Annotated in this window: 15 protein-coding genes; 2 read left to right on the top strand and 13 right to left on the bottom strand. The window is 40.1% G+C overall.

What is annotated here, in order from left to right:
- Nucleotides 1–110: 110 nt before the first annotated feature.
- Nucleotides 111–1181 carry a tyrosine-type recombinase/integrase gene (locus B2V22_RS07430; protein WP_290491563.1) on the bottom strand — a complete coding sequence of 357 codons (1071 nt, stop codon included), beginning with the start codon at nucleotides 1179–1181 and terminating at the stop codon, nucleotides 111–113.
- A gap of 493 nt (nucleotides 1182–1674) precedes the next feature.
- On the opposite strand from B2V22_RS07430, the gene B2V22_RS07425 reads away from it, so the two are divergent.
- Nucleotides 1675–2235, top strand: coding sequence for a GNAT family N-acetyltransferase (locus B2V22_RS07425; RefSeq protein ID WP_290491562.1), 561 nt, complete (start codon nucleotides 1675–1677; stop codon nucleotides 2233–2235).
- A gap of 68 nt (nucleotides 2236–2303) precedes the next feature.
- Here B2V22_RS07425 and B2V22_RS07420 read toward each other — a convergent pair whose 3' ends face one another.
- From B2V22_RS07420 to parE, 10 genes are all read right to left on the bottom strand, one after another.
- Nucleotides 2304–3008: an MIP/aquaporin family protein gene (locus B2V22_RS07420; RefSeq protein WP_290491560.1), complete on the bottom strand. Its 705-nt coding sequence runs from the start codon at nucleotides 3006–3008 to the stop codon at nucleotides 2304–2306.
- Between the two features lie 74 nt (nucleotides 3009–3082).
- On the bottom strand, nucleotides 3083–4918 hold the full coding sequence (gene glpO / locus B2V22_RS07415; protein ID WP_290491558.1) for a type 1 glycerol-3-phosphate oxidase: 1836 nt from the start codon (nucleotides 4916–4918) through the stop codon (nucleotides 3083–3085).
- 21 nt (nucleotides 4919–4939) lie between these two features.
- Nucleotides 4940–6466 carry a glycerol kinase GlpK gene (gene glpK / locus B2V22_RS07410; protein ID WP_003142641.1) on the bottom strand — a complete coding sequence of 509 codons (1527 nt, stop codon included), beginning with the start codon at nucleotides 6464–6466 and terminating at the stop codon, nucleotides 4940–4942.
- A gap of 240 nt (nucleotides 6467–6706) precedes the next feature.
- The gene (locus tag B2V22_RS07405) at nucleotides 6707–8158 is read right to left on the bottom strand and encodes a TrkH family potassium uptake protein (RefSeq protein WP_290491554.1); all 1452 of its coding nucleotides are present in this window, start codon (nucleotides 8156–8158) and stop codon (nucleotides 6707–6709) included.
- Complete coding sequence (trkA, locus tag B2V22_RS07400) at nucleotides 8155–9534, bottom strand: Trk system potassium transporter TrkA (RefSeq protein WP_290491552.1); 1380 nt, start codon at nucleotides 9532–9534, stop codon at nucleotides 8155–8157. The genes B2V22_RS07405 and trkA overlap by 4 nt, the downstream gene beginning before the upstream one ends.
- Nucleotides 9535–9636: 102 nt before the next feature.
- Nucleotides 9637–10566: a manganese-dependent inorganic pyrophosphatase gene (locus B2V22_RS07395; RefSeq protein ID WP_290491550.1), complete on the bottom strand. Its 930-nt coding sequence runs from the start codon at nucleotides 10564–10566 to the stop codon at nucleotides 9637–9639.
- A gap of 131 nt (nucleotides 10567–10697) precedes the next feature.
- Entirely contained in the window at nucleotides 10698–11549 is an 852-nt protein-coding gene (locus tag B2V22_RS07390; protein WP_290491548.1) for an aldo/keto reductase, read from the bottom strand.
- 120 nt (nucleotides 11550–11669) lie between these two features.
- Nucleotides 11670–12851 (bottom strand): acetyl-CoA C-acetyltransferase, encoded by a 1182-nt coding sequence (locus B2V22_RS07385; protein WP_290491547.1) that lies wholly within the window; start codon nucleotides 12849–12851, stop codon nucleotides 11670–11672.
- Nucleotides 12852–13059: 208 nt separating this feature from the next.
- Nucleotides 13060–15522, bottom strand: a complete 2463-nt coding sequence (gene parC, locus B2V22_RS07380) for a DNA topoisomerase IV subunit A (protein ID WP_290491546.1) — start codon at nucleotides 15520–15522, stop codon at nucleotides 13060–13062.
- The gene (gene parE / locus B2V22_RS07375; RefSeq protein ID WP_396159482.1) at nucleotides 15522–17612 is read right to left on the bottom strand and encodes a DNA topoisomerase IV subunit B; all 2091 of its coding nucleotides are present in this window, start codon (nucleotides 17610–17612) and stop codon (nucleotides 15522–15524) included. The genes parC and parE overlap by 1 nt, the downstream gene beginning before the upstream one ends.
- Nucleotides 17613–17884: 272 nt before the next feature.
- Between parE and plsY the strand changes: the two genes are divergently transcribed.
- A complete protein-coding gene (gene plsY / locus B2V22_RS07370) occupies nucleotides 17885–18487 on the top strand; it encodes a glycerol-3-phosphate 1-O-acyltransferase PlsY (protein ID WP_290491541.1) in 603 nt (200 codons plus the stop codon).
- 53 nt (nucleotides 18488–18540) lie between these two features.
- Here plsY and xerC read toward each other — a convergent pair whose 3' ends face one another.
- Nucleotides 18541–19476, bottom strand: a complete 936-nt coding sequence (xerC, locus tag B2V22_RS07365) for a tyrosine recombinase XerC (protein ID WP_290491539.1) — start codon at nucleotides 19474–19476, stop codon at nucleotides 18541–18543.
- A gap of 83 nt (nucleotides 19477–19559) precedes the next feature.
- Nucleotides 19560–21638: a type I DNA topoisomerase gene (gene topA, locus B2V22_RS07360; RefSeq protein WP_290491538.1), complete on the bottom strand. Its 2079-nt coding sequence runs from the start codon at nucleotides 21636–21638 to the stop codon at nucleotides 19560–19562.
- Nucleotides 21639–21672: the final 34 nt, after the last annotated feature.

The raw sequence follows: 21672 nt of genomic DNA, 5'->3' as shown, positions 1-21672 counted from the left end.
GCAAACAAATACCCTAGCTTTATCTGCGAAAGCAAACAGTTATTTATTCAACATTTCTAGTAACCGCCCCCAAATCCATGGTTGAGAGAGGGGGCCTTTGTCATTTATAATCAGGGTATTTGCAAATTATTATCTTTGCTTTTATCTTCTAAATCTTTGATAATTCTTGATTGGTCAATAAGATCTTCAATCAACTGACTAGAAGTATTCAAGTCTTCATTTAAATCTTGGGCGTAGATTTCCGTGGTTCGGACACTAGAATGCCGTAGCATCTTTTGCGTTTCCCTTAAGTTACCGCCGTTAATTAAACTTAAGGTTGCAGCGGTATGTCTCAGTGAATGTGGCGTAATTTTAGATGAATGAATCCCAACAGCTTCATAAGCATTCGCGATCACCCTAGAAATTGACCGAGCTGACATACGACCACTTTTATTACGATTACCGTGCGAAGCGAATAAAGGCGCTAAGTCAGTATTAATCATGATACCTTGGTCCTCACGGAAGCGTGTATAATCTCGCACAACTTCCTTGGTTTTACGGGGAATAATGACGAATTCATCTTTCTCACGGCGACCTTTACCTTGTACATAAATAACTGTGTTCAAACCACGTCGTTGAACGTCTTCAAAATTGGCTCTACTGAGTTCAATGGTCCTTAACCCAGTAGTGACAGCAAGTAATATAAGTGCATAATTACGTTTACCAATTAGCGTATCCGTGGTTGATTTAAGGTAATCTAGCAACTTTTCAACGTCCTCAATATCAAGTGCATCCTTTGCGTGGCCGTGTGGTATCGGGATATTATTATTAGCTCTAGCCACAATATTCTCATATAGATTTTCTCGTTCTAACCATTTAAAGAACTGGTTGAGCATGTTACGGTATGACTTAATGGTCCGGTCTTTGTAGCGAAACTGGTCCAATGCACGACGTTGCTCCTCAGAGACGTCATCATAGTCTATATCGTTGATTAGGATATACGTCTTACTCGGCTGATTGATTAAATCGTCAAAATAGCGTTCAATATCATGATAAGTTGGATGCGTGATCGCTTGTTTCTCCATATAAATAAAAAATGGTTTGATGTTCTTCAAATAGCTTTCCTTAGTGCTAGATTGCTTCTGTGATAGATAGTCGGCATATAGTTCGTAGAAAGATTCCTTATCAAAGTAATTGTCCATATGTAAAACTCCTTCAAATACTAAAATCAATTATACCAAACATACGTTCTTAATGATAGATTGGTATTTGAGAATAAATGAAGAAGCTGACTGGATTTGCTGAAATTTATTATAATAAGTCGATAAATCAATTAGCTGGAGAAACTTAACGATATAAAGTTTAGTCATTGAAGTGAGGAGCACACCAAATAAATATCTTAGTGAGAAAGATTATGGTAAATCTAAAACAGTCTTTGACAGTAATCCATATAAATGATACAGAAATGCGTCAAAAACCGTCTGTGTATCCATGAGTATCCCTATATATAGTTGTCTATATCTATTAGTTTACATAACATATATTATTTAAAGCAATGTGCATTTTAAATACCAAATCTCTATGTCCAATTTATGATGCCCTCTACCTATCATTCGTTGACAATATTTTGTATTAGCCTCTTTTAATTCCTAGTGATATGATGGTATTAAACTAAAAAGTTAGGAAGATTTTTTTATGACAGACCCTTTATCTTATACTGAAACGACTATAGATACTATAGAAAATGACCAAGTGATTATCCGTCCTGCTGAACTTGCTGATGCTGCTCAGTTAACGGCTATTTACAATTATTACATTCAAAATACCACCATTTCTTTTAGAATCGCCCTAACTGACGCTTCCTTAAAGGAAGAACAAATTACTGAACGTATTGGCATCAACCCCTTTCTAGTGGCTGATTATGACGGCCAAGTCATCGGTTTTGCTTACACCTCTGACGCTGGTGCCTATGAAGGCTATCGACCTTCTAAAGAGATTTCTATCTATCTAGATGCCAACGTTAAGGCTAAAGGCATTGGTAGTCGCTTATATCAAGCGCTAGAACAAGAAATCATCGACAATTACCCTCATATCTACAAACTCGTTTCACAAGTCACAGGAACCAACGAAACATCGTTAAAATTCCACAAAAAACATGGCTTTGAACAATTCGGTGTCTGTAAGAACATGGGTTACAAATTCGACCAGTGGCTAGACGTTGTCTACCTGGAAAAAGACATTCGCCCTCTTGTTTAAAATGTAAAAATAACCAAACAAAAAATCCAGAACAAACGTTCTGGATTTTTTCAATACTTGAAATTTTATTATAATACCAAGTTATATACTAAGGCTGCAATGATTGCACCAATGATAGGACCTACAATTGGAACCCAAGCGTAGCCCCAGTTTGAACTCCCCTTGCCTGAGATTGGTAAGAAGGCATGGGCAATACGAGGACCTAAGTCACGAGCTGGGTTGATGGCATATCCTGTAGGACCACCTAGTGAAAGACCAACTGAACCTACTATGATACCAACAATCATCGGGTTTAAACCGTCTGAAATTTGGTTTGCACCTAAAGCCATAACCCCAACAACTAATACAGCAGTACCAATAATTTCAGTCATTAAATTCCAAACTGGACTATCAACCTGTGGGCCTGTCGCAAAAGTTCCTAGAATTGAACCTTCCTCTTTAGTCGCTTCAAATTGCTCATGGTAAGCTAACCAAACTGTCACAGCACCTAAAATCGCCCCAATCATTTGACCAGCAATGTAAGGGATCACTTCAGCCCAAGCAAATGAACCGTTTACAGCGAAAGCTATAGTAACCGCTGGGTTTAAGTGGGCATCTGACAAGAAACCAGAGGCATATACACCAATAGTTACAGCTAAAGCCCAACCCATCGTGATAACAATCCATCCACCTTCTTTGGCATTTGATTTACTTAAGTTTACTCCAGCAACAACGCCACACCCTAATAAGACCAGTAAAAAAGTTCCAATTAATTCACCAATAAATCCATTCATATAAAAACCTCCCATGATTTTATTTATCATCTAATATTGGAGGTGCGACGAAAGCCGTACCTCCGAACAATGATTTATTTTAAGTATTGTAATTCTGCTTTGGCAATTTCTTCTTCTAAAGTTTTGTTCTGTTGATCAGCTGTAGCTTGGTCTAAACCAAAGTGGTCGACGATTGTTTGGCTTACAGCATCTTTTACTTCAAGCATCTTGTCGTGTTGGAATAACATTAATGTTGTACGACGTGCGAAGAAGTCTAATGGTGTGTATACTCCTTCTTCTTCTAATGCATAGATTAAGCTGACTGCAATATCCACTGGATAGTCATATTTAGCTGCATATTCCTTAGCTACTGGTAAGTAGGCTACTACACGATTCATGTTTGATCCGTATAATTTAGCCAATTTTAATGATTGACCGTAAGTTAAACCGCGGGCAACACCAACATTAGCAAATTTTTCCATAGCTGTTTCGTAGCTGTTTGGATCAAACTGACCACCAGACACTGGGTAAGTCGATGACTGTACTAAATCATAGTTTTTACCAGTAAGGTCCGTTACAGCAGGGATTACTTTTTCCATTGCCCCTTTAGCCATCTTACGGTAGTCAGTGATTTTACCACCAGCTAGAGTAAATAAACCTGAGTCAGAAACAGATAAGTCTGAACCACGTGACACGCTTGATGGGTTTCCATCACCACGTTCAGAAGTATTAGAACCTAAATCTTGTAATTTATCTTCAACCGCGCTACGTTCAACTTTATTTTGGCTGTAGTCATCGAATAACGTCACTAATTCGTCAAATGTACGTTCTGATAAACGACCAGCGTCACCACCATTGTAGTCAGAGGCGTTATTTGAATCGATTAAAGGTCGTAAACCTGCCCATGAAGCTTCAATATCATTGATCGATAAGTTGGCATTCGGGAAGCGGTGGTTAACAACACGTAATAGGTAATTAACGTCTTCTTGAGTCACTGTTGGGTGCTCAAAGTCACCTGTGTAGTCAGTATCTGTTGTACCGAAGTAGGTTTTATTTTCACGAGGTAAAACAAAGACCATACGGCCGTCTTGTTCGCCTGTGTCAAAGTAAATTGGTTGTGATACTGTCAATTTAGATTTATCTACGACAAAATGCACACCTTTTGTTGGACGCATTTGTGCTGGTTTCTCATCAGACCCATCTAATTGACGGATTGTATCTGACCAAGGACCAGTCGTGTTGATCACAACATGGGATTTCACTGTAAATGTTTCACCAGATAGTAAATCTTCAACTTTGACAGCAACTATTTTGTCATTTTCATATTCGAAACCAACAACCTTTGCGTGGCTTAATAAATCAGCGCCATCATCATTTGCTTGTTTGATATTTTCAATCACTAAACGTGAGTCATTGTTGTTGAAATCTAGGTATTTACCACCACCGATTAAACCTTCAGCCATTAAGTCTGGTTGACGGCTCAATACTTCATCTTTAGACAACATTTCGTTGGCGTATTGTGAATCTTTTACACCAGCTAGTGAGTCATAGATATCCATAGCGATTTGTAAGCGTAATGGATTGAAAGTCACTTTTGGTTCGTCATATAAAGGCATTAACATTGGATCTGGTTGCGGGATATGTGGTGCAATGTTATGTACAGTTGCACGCTCAGTTACTGTATCTGAAACCACTTCTAGGTCGAAGTTTTTCAAGTAACGGATACCACCGTGTACTAATTTAGTTGAACGACTTGAAGTTCCTTCAGAGAAGTCTTGCATGTCCACTAAGGCCGTTTTTAGGCCTGATGCAGCGGCTTGAATCGCTACACCTGCACCTGTGATACCGCCTCCAATAATGAATAAATCATATTGGTTTTCTTTTAATTGTTCGACTGTTTCTTTTCTATACTTAAATGATAATTTAGACATTTAAACTATACCTCCTATGTATTAGTCGTTTGCTTCTTCTTTAAAGTATTGTGAGTAAGCACGTGTTGCACGGACTGCGTTAGTCCAACCCGCATATAAATCTTCTTTATGTGAATTGTTCATCTTAGGTTCGAAAGTTTGTCCTGGTTGAGTAAACGATTTCAATTCATCAATGTCTTTCCAGTAACCAACAGCTAAACCAGCTAGATAAGCAGCACCTAAGGCTGTTGTCTCAAGGTTAGCAGCACGAGCAATCTCAATACCAGTAATGTCTGATTGGAACTGCATCAAGTAACCATTCATCGCTGCGCCACCATCAACTTTTAGTAATGGAATATCGATACCAGTATCCTTATTCATTGTATCAGTAATGTCGCGAACTTGGTATGCAATTGATTGTAAAGTCGCTTTTACAAAGTCAGCTTTTGTTGTCCCGCGTGTGATACCAAAGGCACCACCACGTGCATCAGAATCCCAGTATGGTGCACCTAAACCAGTAAAGGCTGGAACTAAGTATACCTCATCTTCATTTGTAGATTGGTTAGCTAAAGCTTCAGTTTCAGAAGCGTTATCAATTAACTCTAAACCATCGCGGATCCATTGAATAGCTGAACCAGCCACGAATACAGACCCTTCTAAGGCGTAAGTTACCTTGTCACCAATCACGAAACCTACTGTTGTTAAAAGGTTATTTTGAGATAATTTTAACTCACTACCAGCATTCATGACAATGAAGGCACCAGTACCGTAAGTTGATTTCACTGTACCCTCTTCAGTTGCTAATTGACCAAATAATGCCCCTTGTTGGTCCCCTACCATACCAGAAATTGGTACTTCGTAGCCATAGAAATGGAAGCCAACAGTATGTCCGTAAACCTCTGAGTTTGAGCGAATTTCTGGCATCATGGCTTTTGGAATGTCTAACATAGCTAACATTTCATCGTCCCACTCCAACTTTTCAATGTTCATTAGCATCGTACGAGAAGCATTTGAGTAGTCAGTAGCGTGAACTTCTCCATTAGTTAATTTCCAAAGCAACCAAGTATCGATCGTACCAAATAGCAATTCACCTTTTTCAGCACGCTCTTGGGCACCTTCAACGTGGTCTAAAATCCAACGAATCTTAGTAGCAGAGAAATAAGCGTCAACCACTAGACCAGTATGTTGTTGAATTTTGTCTTTTAACCCTTGCTCAATTAAGTTATCACTAATTGGCGCGGACTGACGAGACTGCCAAACAATTGCATTATATATTGGTCGACCGGTATCCTTTTCCCATACAACTGTGGTTTCACGTTGATTAGTGATACCAATACCAGCGATTTGATCAGGACGTAAACCACCATCAATAAATGCACCAGCGATTACTGCCTGTACTGAGTTCCAAATTTCAATCGCATTGTGTTCTACCCAACCAGATTTAGGGAAAATTTGCTCAAACTCTTTCTGACTTGAAGCAATAGGTTCGGCCTTATGGTTGTAGATTACTGCACGTGATGAAGTTGTCCCTTGGTCAATCGCCATGATATATTTTTCTTGTTCACTCATTATAATTCCTCCTACTTAATAAAAAATTGCTAAATAAGCGCTTTCATTACAAAGTGAGTATACGCTATGTAAATAAAAAATGCTAGAGATTGGTCAACAAAAATACAAATGTGCATTGCAAAATATTGGCGCCAAGTCCCAGAAGTGGCGATAAACCTATAAAAAAAAGGGTATGCGCTTTCGTAGCACAATTCCCTATTTCTAATCAGATTAAAACAAAATTGTATATACAAGTAGTGGTTAGAATTTTCGCCAAGTTGATCTGGATAATAATATGATCACTGGATAAATTTCTAGACGACCGATAATCATCCCTACTGACATGACGATTTTTGAAAAATCAGACAAGGACGCATAATCTTGTGACGGCCCTAGTAAATCAAGGGAGCCACCGATATTTGAAATAGTAGCGATGGTCGCTGAGAATGCGGATGAAAAATTCTGTGCATCAAATGACAGGACCACCAGGATTAAAACGAATACGGCTAGATAGGTCATCAGATAGTAAACAATTCCGTAGTGGACATTTTTCTCGATACGTTTGCCGTTATAGGTCATAGGAATCACCCTATTTGGTGCAAGTAAATGCTGGATTTCACGTTTAATAGACCGCAAATAAATGCCTATACGGATAACTTTAAGACCGGACGCTGTAGACCCTGACATGCCACCGACAAACATCAACAATAGAATGGTGGTATGGGCAGCTGTCGGCCATTGCAAGATATCTACGGTGGTATAAGCAGTAGTTGACATGATGGACACGATATTAAAGAGCACATCGTGTATCATACGGAAGAAGTTATCGTAATAAGGGATTAAGGCAAAGGAAATAATGGCTAAGGCCCCTAAAATGATATAAATATACCATTTCAACTCTTCGTCTTTAAGGATTTCCTTCCAACGCCTTTCGTAAGCAAGGTAGAAGAAGTTGAAATTTAAACCAAAGGTAAACATGGCGACCAACAAAATCGTTTCAACAGCCCTTGAATCGTAATGAGCGATGGAGCTAGGATAGATGTTAAAGCCCCCTGTTCCGGCCGTACCCATAGACAGTAGCATGGATTCAAACCATGGTACACCGGCCATCCAAAGTAAGACCGCGAATACGACCGTTAGAAATAGATAAATAAAGTATAAGATATAAATCGATGAAGAGACCCTAGATTCAAGCTTACCTGTCGTTGGTCCCGGTAACTCCGCTCGCATGACGTATACCCCTTTTGCTCCCATATTTGGTACGATATAAAGGAGGAAGATCAACATCCCCATACCACCTACCAGTAAGGTAAAGGAACGCCAGAACATCAAGGACTCGGGTAATACGTCAAGTGTGTCGACCAGGACGCTAGCCCCAGTGGTGGTAAAACCGGATACAGCTTCAAATAAGGCATCGACGTAGGAATTAACTGCGCCTGATAAATAGAATGGTAAGGCTCCAAACATGGAAATCAAAAACCAGGATAAAGAGACTAATACGAAACCCTCTCGAGCAAAGAATACGTCTTTCACTGGTTGTCTAAAGGACATGACTTTACCGACCACAAAAGTGATAATCATGGAAATGATGAAGGATAAGATGACCTTAACTCCGTTTTGGTAGATGACAGCTACTAATAGAGATGGCAGCATCAGTAGAGCCAAGACCATGAGTAACCGCCCAATTAAGTATTGGATGTAGGGCCAATTCATTCGCTATCTCTCCTATTTTTCTTCACCACGATGTCATTAAAGTTCCGAATTTTGTCCTCGGTATCGATAACTAGGACATGGTCGCCGGGAATAAAGGCATCATCCCCACTTGGAATGATCATTTCCTTGTCCCGGACAATTAAACCAATCATCAAACCTGGTTTAAAAACCATATCTTTGATTGGTGTGCCAAGAAGCTTACAATCTGGGCTCAATACGAATTCTAGGACGGCTGTTTTATTATCTGATAAACGCGCATAGTTTTCTAATTTGTCAGATTGACTAGATGCAATAGAGCGGACATGACGGGTTACCGCGTCTACAATGGCCTTTCTAGGTGATAAAATCACATCAAGTTTACTTTCATCAATCAAGCGGATTAATCCTGGTCGGTTGACCTTGGTAATGGTTTTACGAACGCCAGCATTTTTCCCGTATAAAGACACCATCAAGTTCTCCTCGTCTGAATTGGTTAAGGTCAGCAAGAGGTCAAAATTTTCAACTCGTTGTTCATTTAAGACATACTGGTCAGTCCCGTCATCATAAATAACTTCTGTATTAGTAAATTGGTTGGCCAATTCAGAAGCCCTATTCTTATCTAGCTCAATCAAACGGGTATGAATCCCCCTAGCATGTAAAACTGGAATCAGATAGTGGTTAATCCGGCTTCCCCCAACGATTAGGGCGGATCTATATCGTTTGACTTTCTTATGGCCGGTAGCAACGAAAAAGTCCTGCAAAGCTTCACTTTTGGTGAAAATCTCCACAAAGTCCCCTGCTAACAAGATTGAATTTCCGTTTGGAATAAGGGTCTCCCCGTTACGTTCAACTGCCACCACAATCACTTCTGGAATATTACGACGAATGTCTCGAATATATTGGTTGACGATCCGTGACTTCTCCATAATTCGTACTTTAATTAAATGCATTCGATTATGGTAAAAAGGCTCCACAAAGGTTGCTGAGGGGTAATCGATGACTTGAATAATGTCATTGGCTGCAGCCCTATCCTGGTTAATCAGGTAATCAATGCCAAGATTCGATTGGATAAAACCTTGTTGCACTGTAAAGGCCTGGTTACGAACGCGGACAATTAAAAACTCAGCCCCCAAAGTTTTGGCTATCATGGCAGAAATAATATTGACCTCATCATGAGGAGAAGCCGCAATAAAGACTTGGGCGTTTCGAACATCTGCTTCACGTTGTACTTCAACATCAACACCGTTACCCACTACCCCCTTGATATCCACCTCATCAATTAAATCATCAATAACCCGCGGATCGTTATCTATTAAGGTCAGGTTGTGACCTTCTTTAATTAACCCATGAAGGATGTCCTCTCCGAGTTTTCCCCCTCCTACAACGACAATGTCCATATGTCCTCCTAAAAACTGCGATAAAAGTTATGGTAAAAAGCAGAAAAGGCCCCCTAAACAGCTTGTTAGGAAGGCACTTCACATTTTTATCTAAATCATTCATTAAAATGTTGCTTGTAATGGTGGTACAACTTGTTTTTTACGTGATACAACGCCTGGTAAAGCAATTTGGTTGTCATTTACTTGACTACCATAAGCTTGTTCCACATGTTGCACAAAATCATCAGAACCTACCAATAAACCTTCTGAATCACTTGTTAAAATGTTTGTTACTACTAGTAAGAATGCGGCATATTCGTTTTCAGCTACTAAGTCTTTCATTGCTGTAATCACTTCGTCTTTACGTTTCAAGACATCGTCAACATCTACAACATTGATTTGACCAATTCGTACAGGTTTACCGTCCATTTCAAATGATTTAGCGTCGCCATCAGCAATTTCACTTGCAGATTTAGCGTCTACATTTGTACCTGATTTCAATAAAGCTAAACCGTAAGCTTCAACATCTACGCCAGCGATCTCAGCTAAAGCTAAGCCAACTTCTTTATCTTTTTCAGTTGTTGTTGGTGATTTGAATAGTAAAGTATCTGAGATGATAGCCGATAGCATTAAACCAGCGATTTCTTTAGGGATTTCAATACCTTTTTCTTGGAATAATTCGAAAATAATTGTTTGAGAACAACCGTATGGTTTAGCAATGAAAGTTAATGGTGCGGCACTTGTGAAATCACCAATTTTGTGGTGGTCAACAACTGAATGCACTTCAACTTCTGCTAAGTCAGCAACTGATTGTTGAGACTCGTTGTGGTCTACTAAAGCAACTGTATCTGTTTGCGTTCCAATAGATTCAATTACACGTGGTGCCTCTTGACCAAATTCATTCAAGGCATAGGCAGTTTCTTCGTTAACATGTCCTAAGGCAACCGCTTCTGCTTCAAGTCCTTGTTGGTTTAATAAGTAGGCATATGAGATAGCAGATGTAATGGCATCTGTATCTGGATTTTGATGTCCGAAAACTAAAATTTTATTCACGTTTATTGCTCCTTTTTGAATTCAATGATATTCACATTTTAACATAGATTAAATCGAAAAAAGGAACTTTTCGAAAAATCCGAAAAATTCCTTTTAAGTTGATTTTTGACTTTATTTCAAGTTATATTTGCCTAAAATTCTTGATACACCGCTGGATCTTGGTTGGCTGCGCGGCCATCTGGCTTATCTAGACGATCAAATACGGCCAAGTCTTCTTCATCCAGTTTGAAGTCAAAGAAGTTTAAGTTTTCAATTTGACGTGCTTTCTTGCTTGATTTAGGGATTGGCATAGCCCCTAGTTGGGTTTGCCAGCGTAAAATTGTTTGACCAGCAGACTTACCATATTTAGCAGCTACTGCCTTGATGTCTTCATTTTCTAAAACTGACTCATCAATTTTTTCATTTGCCCGAACAAAAGGTGACCAAGATTGAGTAATAATGCCCTTCTCCTCATGGTAAGCGCGTTGCGCTTTTTGTTGGAAGTAAGGGTGCATTTCTACTTGGTTAACAACCGGTAAGACACCAGTTTCACGCTCAATGCGGTCAATATGTTCTGGTAAGAAGTTGCTGACACCTAGATTTTTGATGTAGCCACGTCTTTGGGCTTCAATCAGTGCTTGCCAAGCTTCAACATAGTGGTCTTCTTTTGGATTTGGCCAGTGAATCAAGTAAAAGTCATAGTAGTCTAAGTTAGCCCGCATTAATGATTCTTGAATAGTCACTATGGCATCATCATATTTGTGGTAACGACCCGGTAATTTTGAAGCTACTTGAATCTCGTCTCTTGGAATACCAGATCGGCGAATAGCTTCACCTACTGTTGCTTCATTTTCATAGTTGTAGGCTGAATCTAGGTAACGGTAACCTACTTCTAAGGCTGACTGGATAGAATCTACCCCATCATATCCTTTAAGTTTATAGGTACCAAAGCCAATTTGTGGGGCTTGGGTTCCGTCATGCGCTGTATAAGTTGGTATTGTCATCGAAAAACTCCCTTCAAAATCAAAGTTCTACTCTTAGTTTACCATTAACTCATTTAAGACCAAATCATTTGCTTGTACGGGACTTTAAATATTGAAGCAAGGGCAAGCGCACCCTACTTGTTAAACTGCTTGTTTTACAATAACGGATACCCCTTGACCGCCACCTACACATAAGGTCGCTAAACCATAAACTGACTGACGTTTTTGCATTTCATGGATCAAGGTAACCAAAATACGGGCGCCTGAAGCACCAATCGGATGACCAAGGGCAATTGCACCACCATTCACGTTAACCTTGTCAGCTGGCAATTCTAGGCTTGTGGTTACACATAAAGCTTGAGATGCAAAGGCTTCATTAGCCTCAATTAAATCTAGTTCTTCTGCCGTAATATTGGCCTTTTCTAAGGCCTTGATTGTTGTTGGGATTGGGCCTGTCCCCATAATTGAAGGATCCACCCCGCCCGTTGCATAAGATGCAATGGATACCATGGGCTTAAGCCCTAGTTCATCGGCCTTACGCTTAGACATCAAGACAAGCATTGCTGCCCCATCGTTGATACCTGATGAGTTACCTGCTGTCACTGACCCCTCTTCTTTAAAGGCTGGTTGCAATTTACCTAAACGTTTTGCTGTAATACCCGAACGTGGCCCCTCATCTTCAGTCACTACTAGTGGGCCACTTTTTTGTTGGATGGTCACTGGGACGATTTCATCGGCAAAACGTTCAGCCTCTTTCGCTGCAACAGCCTTGATTTGGCTAGCGGCTGCAAATTCATCTTGTGCTTCACGGGAAATCCCGTATTGGTCTGCAATATTTTCTGCTGTAATCCCCATCGCTTCGTTTGAGAAGGCATCAGTTAGACCATCGTTTTGCATTGTGTCAATCATTTGACCGTTGCCCATACGCTGACCCCAACGAGCGGAATCAACCACGTAAGGTGCACGAGTCATATTTTCCGTACCACCTGCGACAACAATTTCAGCATCCCCAAGCATGATAGCTTGTGCGCCCATCATGACAGTACGCAATCCTGAACCACAAACCTGGTTAATGGTTACGGCAGTTGATTCGTTAGACAAACCTGATTTTAGGGCGACTTGGCGGGCAACGTTTTGGCCAAGTCCTGCACTTAATACATTCCCCAATATCACTTGCTCAACTTTTGTTGGGTCTAAATCAATTGAAGCGAGTGTTTCTTTTAATACTTCTACCCCTAAATCAACGGCTGAAATGCCTTTAAATTGGCCACCAAATTTTCCAATTGCAGAACGTTTCGCTGCAACAATGACTACTTCTTCCATAAAACTCTCCTTTATCATTTATTCATCTTCTAGAGTTAAATACGTGAATAAATGTTTATCTCTTTCATTATAGCGAAGACTGCTACTAATATCTAGTTATGAATACTAAGTTAAGTAATTATCGTTTTTTTCTCTAATCTTAGCCTATAACAAAACGTCTACCAAAACAATAAAATTTTGGCAGACGTACGGATTCTTAATTGAAAATTTATTTTTCAGGATTAAAAGACGTGAAGTCGATCAACGGCGTTACTAAACTAATTTGACCATGTTCTTTCTCGTCTACAAGCATAGATCCATTTGAGTAACGGTTTGCAATTGCCACGTCACCAGCTCTAAAGGTTTCCCGATGAGATTCGCTTGTAACAACTTCAAACATTTGATTAGTATCAATGACTTCAAAGGCAGCAACAAAACGATGTGGGTTTGATTTCAATTCTTTTAAGGCCACTAAACCACGCTTAGCACGACCAAGAACGTTAATTTCAGACCATTTCAATCGTTTCATATGCCCTCTTTGGGTCACCATCATCAATTGCGAGTTATCCTCTGGAACAGCTGCGTATGCCAATCCAACCACATAATCATCTTGTTTCAGGTTAATGGATTTAACCCCTTTAGCACGCGCACCAACAATTGAAATTTCATCAATACTGTATCTTAAGGTAAAACCAAAATGCGTCACTAAGATAACTTGAGCTTGGCTTTGGTCAGTTGTAACGTCAATACGGTAGACACCAATTACCTGGTCAGTGTCAGAAGATAAATTCATCGCTAAAGATGATTTGTTTTTATGACCGCGGAATTCTTTGAATTCTGACAAGGCCGTTTGTTTAATCATACCAGCAGCTGATGCAAGCAAGAGGTTATCTTTGCTATTTTCATCGTATCTAAAGACACCGATAATTGATTCATCACTTGCAAAGGCAATTCTTTGCGAAATATGCTCTCCTAAGTCTTTCCAACGGATGTCTTGTAATTCATAAACTGGTTGGAAGATGTAGTTCCCTTTATTGGTTATGAATACTAATTGATCCAAAGTAGACATTTTTTCAAGGAATTGGACATGATCCCCGTCCCGTAAACCAACTTCTTCAATACCAGAAGCTTTAAACGACCGCAGACTAGATCGTTTGATATAACCACCGCGGGTAACTACAACGACAACGTCTTCTTCAGGAATTAATAATTGTTTCTTCACGATGACTTCTTGGATTTCGTCTTGAATCTCAGTGCGACGTTCAGAAGCATAAGCTTTCTTAATCGCTTTGAGTTCAGACTTCATCCGGCCGTATAGGACTTTGTCGTCAGATAAGATCGCTTGGTAAGCAGCAATATCTTCGTTTAATTGCAGGCGTTCATTTTCCAAGGCAGTAACGTCTGTATTGGTTAAACGGTACAATTGTAGGCTTACGATGGCTTCTGCTTGGGCTTCTGAAAAATCAAAAGCTTCAATCAAGTTGTGTTTAGAGTCTGATTTATTCTTAGAATTTCTAATCGTCGCAATCACCTGGTCTAGAATAGACATGGCTTTGACCAATCCGTCTACGATATGTAAACGGCGTTGGGCCTTGTTTAAATCAAAGGTTGTCCGACGACGAATAATTTCATACCGGTGGCCGATATAAGCGTTTAAAGCTTCTCTAATCCCGACTAATTCAGGACGTTGGTCATTAATGGCCACCATGTTGAAGTTATAGTTAATTTGCAAATCAGAATTTTTGTAGAAGTAGTTTAGGATGGCCTCAGAACGCGCATCCTTTTTCAATTCAATCACGATTTGTAGGCCGTTACGGTCCGTTTCATCGCGGACTTCTTGAATACCGTCAATTGACCGGTTCAGTCGTAACTCATCCATCCGGCGCACTAGGTTAGCCTTATTCACTTCGTATGGAATTTCCGTGATCACGATTTTCTCTTTACCACTGCGGTCTGTTTCAATATGGTGTTTAGACCGAACAACGACTTTCCCGCGTCCAGAAGTATAAGCTTTCTTCAACTCTTCTTTCCCTTGGATAATAGCACCTGTTGGGAAATCTGGTCCGGGAACAAAGTCCATCAATTTATTGATTGTGGCATTTGGATGGTCGATTAAATAAGTTGTTGCATCAATAATTTCACCTAGATTATGAGGCGGAATTTCAGTGGCGTAACCTGCTGAAATACCAGTTGCCCCGTTAACCAATAGGTTTGGGAAACCTGCTGGTAAAACAGTTGGTTCTTCAGCCGTGTCATCAAAGTTTAGGATCATTTCGACCGTGTCTTTATCAAGATCACGCAATAATTCATCTGCAATCTTCGATAAACGGGCTTCTGTATACCGCATGGCAGCTGCAGAGTCACCGTCCATAGACCCGTTATTTCCGTGCATTTCTACTAAAACTTCACGATTCTTCCAGTCTTGAGACATCCGGACCATGGCTTCATAAACTGATGAATCACCATGTGGGTGGTAGTTACCAATTACATTACCGACTGTTTTGGCCGATTTACGGAAGTTTGAAGAAGAGGTATTCCCCTCTTGAAACATTGCGAACAAAATCCGGCGTTGTACTGGTTTTAATCCATCCCGAATATCAGGTAGCGCCCGGTCTTGGATGATGTATTTAGAATACCGTCCGAAACGGTCACCCATTACCTCTTCTAATGTTAATTTTTGAATTTCAACCATTAATAATCACCATCTTCATCAAATAAATTAATTTGCCCACCAGCCAAGTCATTTGCATCTTCGTTAGCAGTGACACTGGTTTGATTTTGGTTTTCTAAAATCTCGACAACTTCCTCCTTGTCGCCAGCATCATGATCTGAGGCATTTTCAAGTAGGGTATCTTCTTCATCCATGGTGAAGGCCACATTGTCTTCAATCCATTTCCGTCTGGGTTCAACCTTGTTCCCCATTAAAACAGATACCCGTTTTTCAGCTAGGGATAAATCGTCAATTGTTACCCGGACTAGGGTACGTGTTTCAGGATCCATAGTCGTTTCCCATAATTGGTCCGCATTCATCTCACCCAAACCTTTATACCGTTGTAAGGTGTAGCCTTTGCCGATTTTATCAGTCACAGCTTTTAACTCGTCATCCGTCCAAGCATATTCAGTGATCTCGTTTTTCCCTTTACCCTTAGATACCTTATACAATGGTGGCATAGCAAGATAGACTTTACCCGCCTCTACCAAAGGTTTCATATAGCGGAAGAAGAAGGTCAACAGTAGCACTTGGATATGGGCCCCATCGGTATCGGCATCGGTCATGATGATGACCTTATCATAATTGGCATCCTCAATTTCAAATTCAGCCCCAACACCTGCACCAATGGTATAGATGATGGTGTTCAACTCTTCATTTTTTAGAATATCTTGAATGCTGGCTTTTTCAGTATTTAATACCTTACCACGTAATGGCAATATAGCCTGGAATTTACGGTCCCGCCCTTGTTTAGCAGAACCACCGGCAGAATCCCCCTCCACTAGGAAAAGTTCATTCTTCTTGGCATTACGCCCTTGTGCAGGGGTTAATTTACCAGATAATAGGACTTCTTTACGTTTCCCCTTAGCGCCACGTGACGCTTCACGGGCTTTACGGGCTGCATCTCTGGCTTCACGGGCTTTTAGAGCTTTACGGACCAGCATTTGTGCTGTTTCCCCGTTTTCAATTAGGTAAACAGCTAAGTTTTCGGATACGATTTTATCAGAAGCTGAACGCGCTTGTGGTGTCCCTAATTTAGACTTGGTTTGCCCTTCAAACTGCAAGATTTCTTCAGGAACCCGTAGCGATAAGACCGCTGTATACCCTTCTCGTACGTCAGATCCTTCAAGGTTCTTTTCTTTAGTCTTCAACAAGTCCACCTTACGGGCATATTCATTGAAAGACTTAGTTAAACCTGTTCGCATCCCCGCTTCATGGGTCCCGCCGTCTGCAGTTCTTACATTATTGACGAATGATAAGACTGTTTCCGAATAGCCATCGTTATATTGGAAGGCCAATTCGATTTCAATCCCGTTTTCAACCCCTTGGAAGAAGACGACATCATGTAAAACGTCCTTGTCTTCATTTAAGTAATCGACAAAAGCCTTGATCCCTTCTGCATAATGAAAGGTTTCCTCAGTTTCGTTGATTTCATCAATAAAGTCGATACGTAAGTCTTTTAATAAAAAGGCTGATTCACGTAAATGTTCCCGAATAGTTGAGGGGTCAAATTTAATATTGCCAAAGATTTCAGCATCCGGATAAAATTGAATTTTAGTGCCGGTGTTTTTGCTTTTTATGGCTTTTGTTTTTGGTTTGCGTGGTTTACCACCATTGGTAAATTCTTGGTAGTATTCTTTGCTGTCCCGGTGAACTGTGGCAATAAATTTGCTGGACAAGGCATTTACTACGGATGAACCTACACCGTGTAGACCCCCTGAAGTTTTATAACCTGAACCACCGAATTTACCACCCGCATGAAGGACCGTTAAGATGACCTCAACAGTCGGTTTGCCACTAGTATGTTTACCAATTGGCATCCCACGTCCATTATCGGCAACAATTGCTGAACCATCTTTAGCAAGGGTTACTGTAATATGGTCAGCATACCCACTCAAGGCCTCGTCAATTGAGTTATCGACAATCTCATACACTAAATGGTGTAAACCACGTGCATCTGTTGACCCGATATACATACCAGGACGTTTTCTAACTGCTTCCAGGCCTTCTAATACCTGTATCGAACTTTCATCATAAGTTGATTTATTATTTTGGTTTGTTGGTTTGGCCAAATCGTTTACCCCACTTTCAATCTTTTTCATCATATATTAAAACCGCAGATTTGCCAAATAGAATCAATATTAATAAGCCCATTTATTTGCGGGCAACTCATACATTATAGCCTAAAAATATTCGAAAGATAGAAAATAATCTTAGGAAAATTTTGATTTTCATCACTTGCTAATTAGATTTGCAATATTTAAATTTATCTCATATAACTGTATTCTTTCCAATTAATGATATAATAAAAGGAGTCCATAGATTTATTGAAAGGAATTAAATCATGTTAACGATTCTATTACTAGTCGTCGCTTATCTATTGGGGTCTATTCCCTTTGGTTTAGTTGTCGGCAAACTCGTCTATAAAAAAGATATTCGCCAATTCGGCTCAGGAAATATTGGTACAACAAATGCCTTCCGAGCTTTTGGTACCACCGGAGGCGTCCTTGTTTTCATCTGTGATATGGTAAAGGGGGCTATCCCCGTCTTACTAGCCGTCTGGTTGAATCCTGGCTTACATCCCTTACTATTTGGTGGTATGGCCATCGTTGGTCATTCATTCCCACTATTCCTGAAATTTAATGGTGGTAAAGCAGTGGCAACTTCATTTGGTGTAGTTTTAGCCTATCATCCGGTATTTGCTTTGATTTCAATCGCATCATTCTTTGTATCCTTATTCATCACAAGTATGGTAAGCTTTTCTTCAATCTTTGCGGTGATTTTTGCAACGATTTTAAGCTTATTCTACCAAGACTTGGGCTTAACAATTGCGACTGTTTTAGTCTTAATTCTAGTTGTTGTCCGTCATACAGATAACATTAAACGGATTCGTCAAGGGACAGAATCAAAAGTGCCCTTTGGTTTAAACAAAGCCAAGAAAAAATAAATGAATCAAAATCGATAAAATAAAGAGCGATCCCAGATTAGCACTTCAACAAGCTAATCTTTGGGACGCTCTTTTTTCTGTTTGGCATGGGGATGAAACTGTAGATAGTTATCCCGTAATTTTTCTTTTGATAAATGGGTGTAAATTTGTGTAGTGGATAAGGAAGCATGGCCTAGTAGTTCTTGAACAGTTCTTATATCCGCCCCATTGTTGAGTAAATGAGTGGCAAATGAATGTCGCAATTTATGGGGATGGATGGACAAGGTGGTGGCTGACTTTTTGACCATTTGGTCTAAAATGTAAGCAATCCCCTGGCTAGTCAACTGTTCACCCTTATAATTCACAAATACGAACGCATGTTCTGCGCCCTCAAAATGGCCCTTAGCTATGAGTTGGCTTCTACCATTTTCCAGGTAATCTACTAAGGCATCGTGGCAAAATGACCCAATTGGTACATACCGGTCTTTGTTGCCTTTCCCACGCAAGAGGACCATGTCGGCTGTTAGGTCTACTTGATTGATGGCTAAGTCTCTAACTTCAGAAACCCGGGCTCCTGTTCCATACAAGAATTCTAACAAGGCGCGGTTTCTAAGGGCAATTGGATCGTTTCCTTGGACCGAATCAAATAATGACTGAACTTCTGATTCGTAGAAAAAATCAGGCAATTTAAGTCCTGTTTTAGCAGTTTTCACATAATTAAAAGGATTTTCCCTGACTAATTCACGGTCAAGCAGTAAATTGTAGGCAGAACGCAAACTGGATAGGTGGCGGGAAATAGATTTCCTTGACAGACCGTCCCGCTGCAGATTACCTAGGTAGATCCGAATATCCCTGTAAGCCACTTGATCTATTTGGTCTATACCCGCATCCTTCATAAATGCTTGAAAGTTGTCTAAATCAGCCATGTAGGCCTTGATGGTTTCTGGTGAATATTGTCTTTCATGGGTTAAATAGTCGCTGAATAAACTTTTAAAGTCATCTGTTGGCATTAAAAAACACCCTCTCTATTAGTGGCTAAAATATACCACAACGATAAGGATGTTTTCAAATTTTGACATTATTTTTAGAGGGCTTATGCTTCTACTGCTTCACCTTTTTGCACGTCTTCTTCGTAGTCACCGTTTGGACAAACGATTTGTTTACCACCACGGATTTTCTTCTCAACCAAGTAATGGTCACATTTTGGACATGCACGACCGATTGGTTTGTTCCAGTCAGTAAAGTCACAGTCTGGGTATCTAGAGCAACCGTAAAAGATACGATTTTTCTTCGATTTACGTTCAACTACTTGACCTTCATGGCATTTCGGACAAGTTACACCTATCTCTTTCACAATAGCTTCGGTGTGGCGACAGTCTGGGAAGTTGGCGCAGGCATAAAATTTACCGAAACGACCCATTTTAATGACCATTTCACCGCCATCAACTGGACATTTAAAGCCAGCTGGTTCATCTTTGATTTCAATTTTTTCCATTTCCACTTCCGCTTTTTCAAGCTCTTTATGGAATGGTTTAAAGAAGGCATCAATCACTTCAACCCATTCTTTTTGGTCTGTTTCAATTTCATCTAATTCTTTTTCAAGATCAGCTGTAAATGACGTATCCACGATTTCTGGGAAGAATTCAGTGATCATCTTATCGACAATTTCACCTAGTTCAGTTGGTTCAAATCGTTTGGCTTCTAATTTTACATAGTAGCGCTTAATCAGTGTTTCGATGGTTGGTGAGTATGTTGATGGACGGCCAACGCCATCTTCTTCTAGTTTCTTGATTAAAGAAGCCTCTGTATAGCGAGCTGGTGGTTGGGTGAAGTGTTGACTTGGTTCTAAGTCTTTAGACTTCACTGTTTCACCGTTAACTAATTCTGGTAAGATATTGTCTTTGTTGTTGGCTTCTGTATAAACTTTTTGGTAACCTTCAAACTTAATTTTAGAACCATTTGCTCTAAAAGTCGCTTGGTTTTGTACCAAATCAGCAGATACAGTGTCATAGATGGCTGGTGCCATTAGACTAGCCATAAAACGAGACCAAATCAATGAGTACAAACGGAATTGATCACGAGACAAGTAATCTTTAATAGCATCCGGTGTCCGGTCAGCTGATGAAGGACGAATCGCTTCATGGGCATCTTGTGACCCTTGGGCTTGCTTACTTGCTGCTTGGTAACCTAAGTATTCCTTACCATAAGTATTGGTAATATATGATTTTGCACCGGCTTTGGCTGAATCAGAGATACGAGTTGAATCGGTACGCATATAAGTAATCAAACCTACTGGTGCTCCGCTGCCTAGTTTGATCCCTTCATATAGTTGTTGGGCCACCATCATGGTTTTACGGGTCCGGAAGTTTAATTTTTTCGCCGCTTCTTGTTGCATAGACGAAGTGGTAAAAGGTTTTTGCGGGTTACGCTTACGTTCTTTTTCCGTCACGTTTTCAACGGTGAAGTCTTGCGTTTTAATTTCCGCCATAAAAGCTTTAACGTCCGCTTCGTTTTTCAAATTAAGTTTTTTACCCTTGAACTTTGAAGCATTAGCTTTAAAGGTCTTACGATCTTTAATAAATGACCCTTCAATTGTCCAGTACTCTTCAGGTTTGAAAGCACGGATTTCATTTTCCCGGTTGATAATCATATGTAAAGCAACGGATTGTACCCGACCAGCAGATAACCCTTTCTTTACTTTCTTCCATAGCATCGGGGATAAATTGTAACCTACTAAACGGTCTAACACACGGCGTGCTTGTTGAGCGTCTACAAGGTCCATATTAATTGGACGTGGGTTTGCGATTGCCTCTTTAACAGCTTCTTTGGTTACCTCATTATAGGTTACACGGATTGGGTCTTCAGGGTTTAAGCCTAAGATGTGGGCTAAATGGAAGGCAATTGCTTCCCCTTCACGGTCCGGGTCACTCGCAAGAAAGACTTTTTCAGCTTTCTTTGCATCTTTACGTAACTCTTTAATTAAAGGCCCTTTACCACGGATGTTAATATAGTCCGGTTCATAGTCATTCTCAATATCAATACCCATACGCGATTTTGGTAAATCACGTAAATGACCTTTGCTGGCTACAACTCTATAATTTCTACCTAAGTACTTATCTATAGTTTTGGCTTTCGTCGGAGATTCTACGATTACTAAATATTTATATGCCAACGACAAGCTCCTTTCTGATATCCATTTCTAAATC

It is taken from the genome of Aerococcus sp. UBA6277 (assembly GCF_002440555.1).
In the GTDB taxonomy this organism is placed as follows: domain Bacteria; phylum Bacillota; class Bacilli; order Lactobacillales; family Aerococcaceae; genus Aerococcus.
Note: the sequence above shows the minus strand (reverse complement) of the source record. Positions and strands in the feature narration are given on the sequence as shown.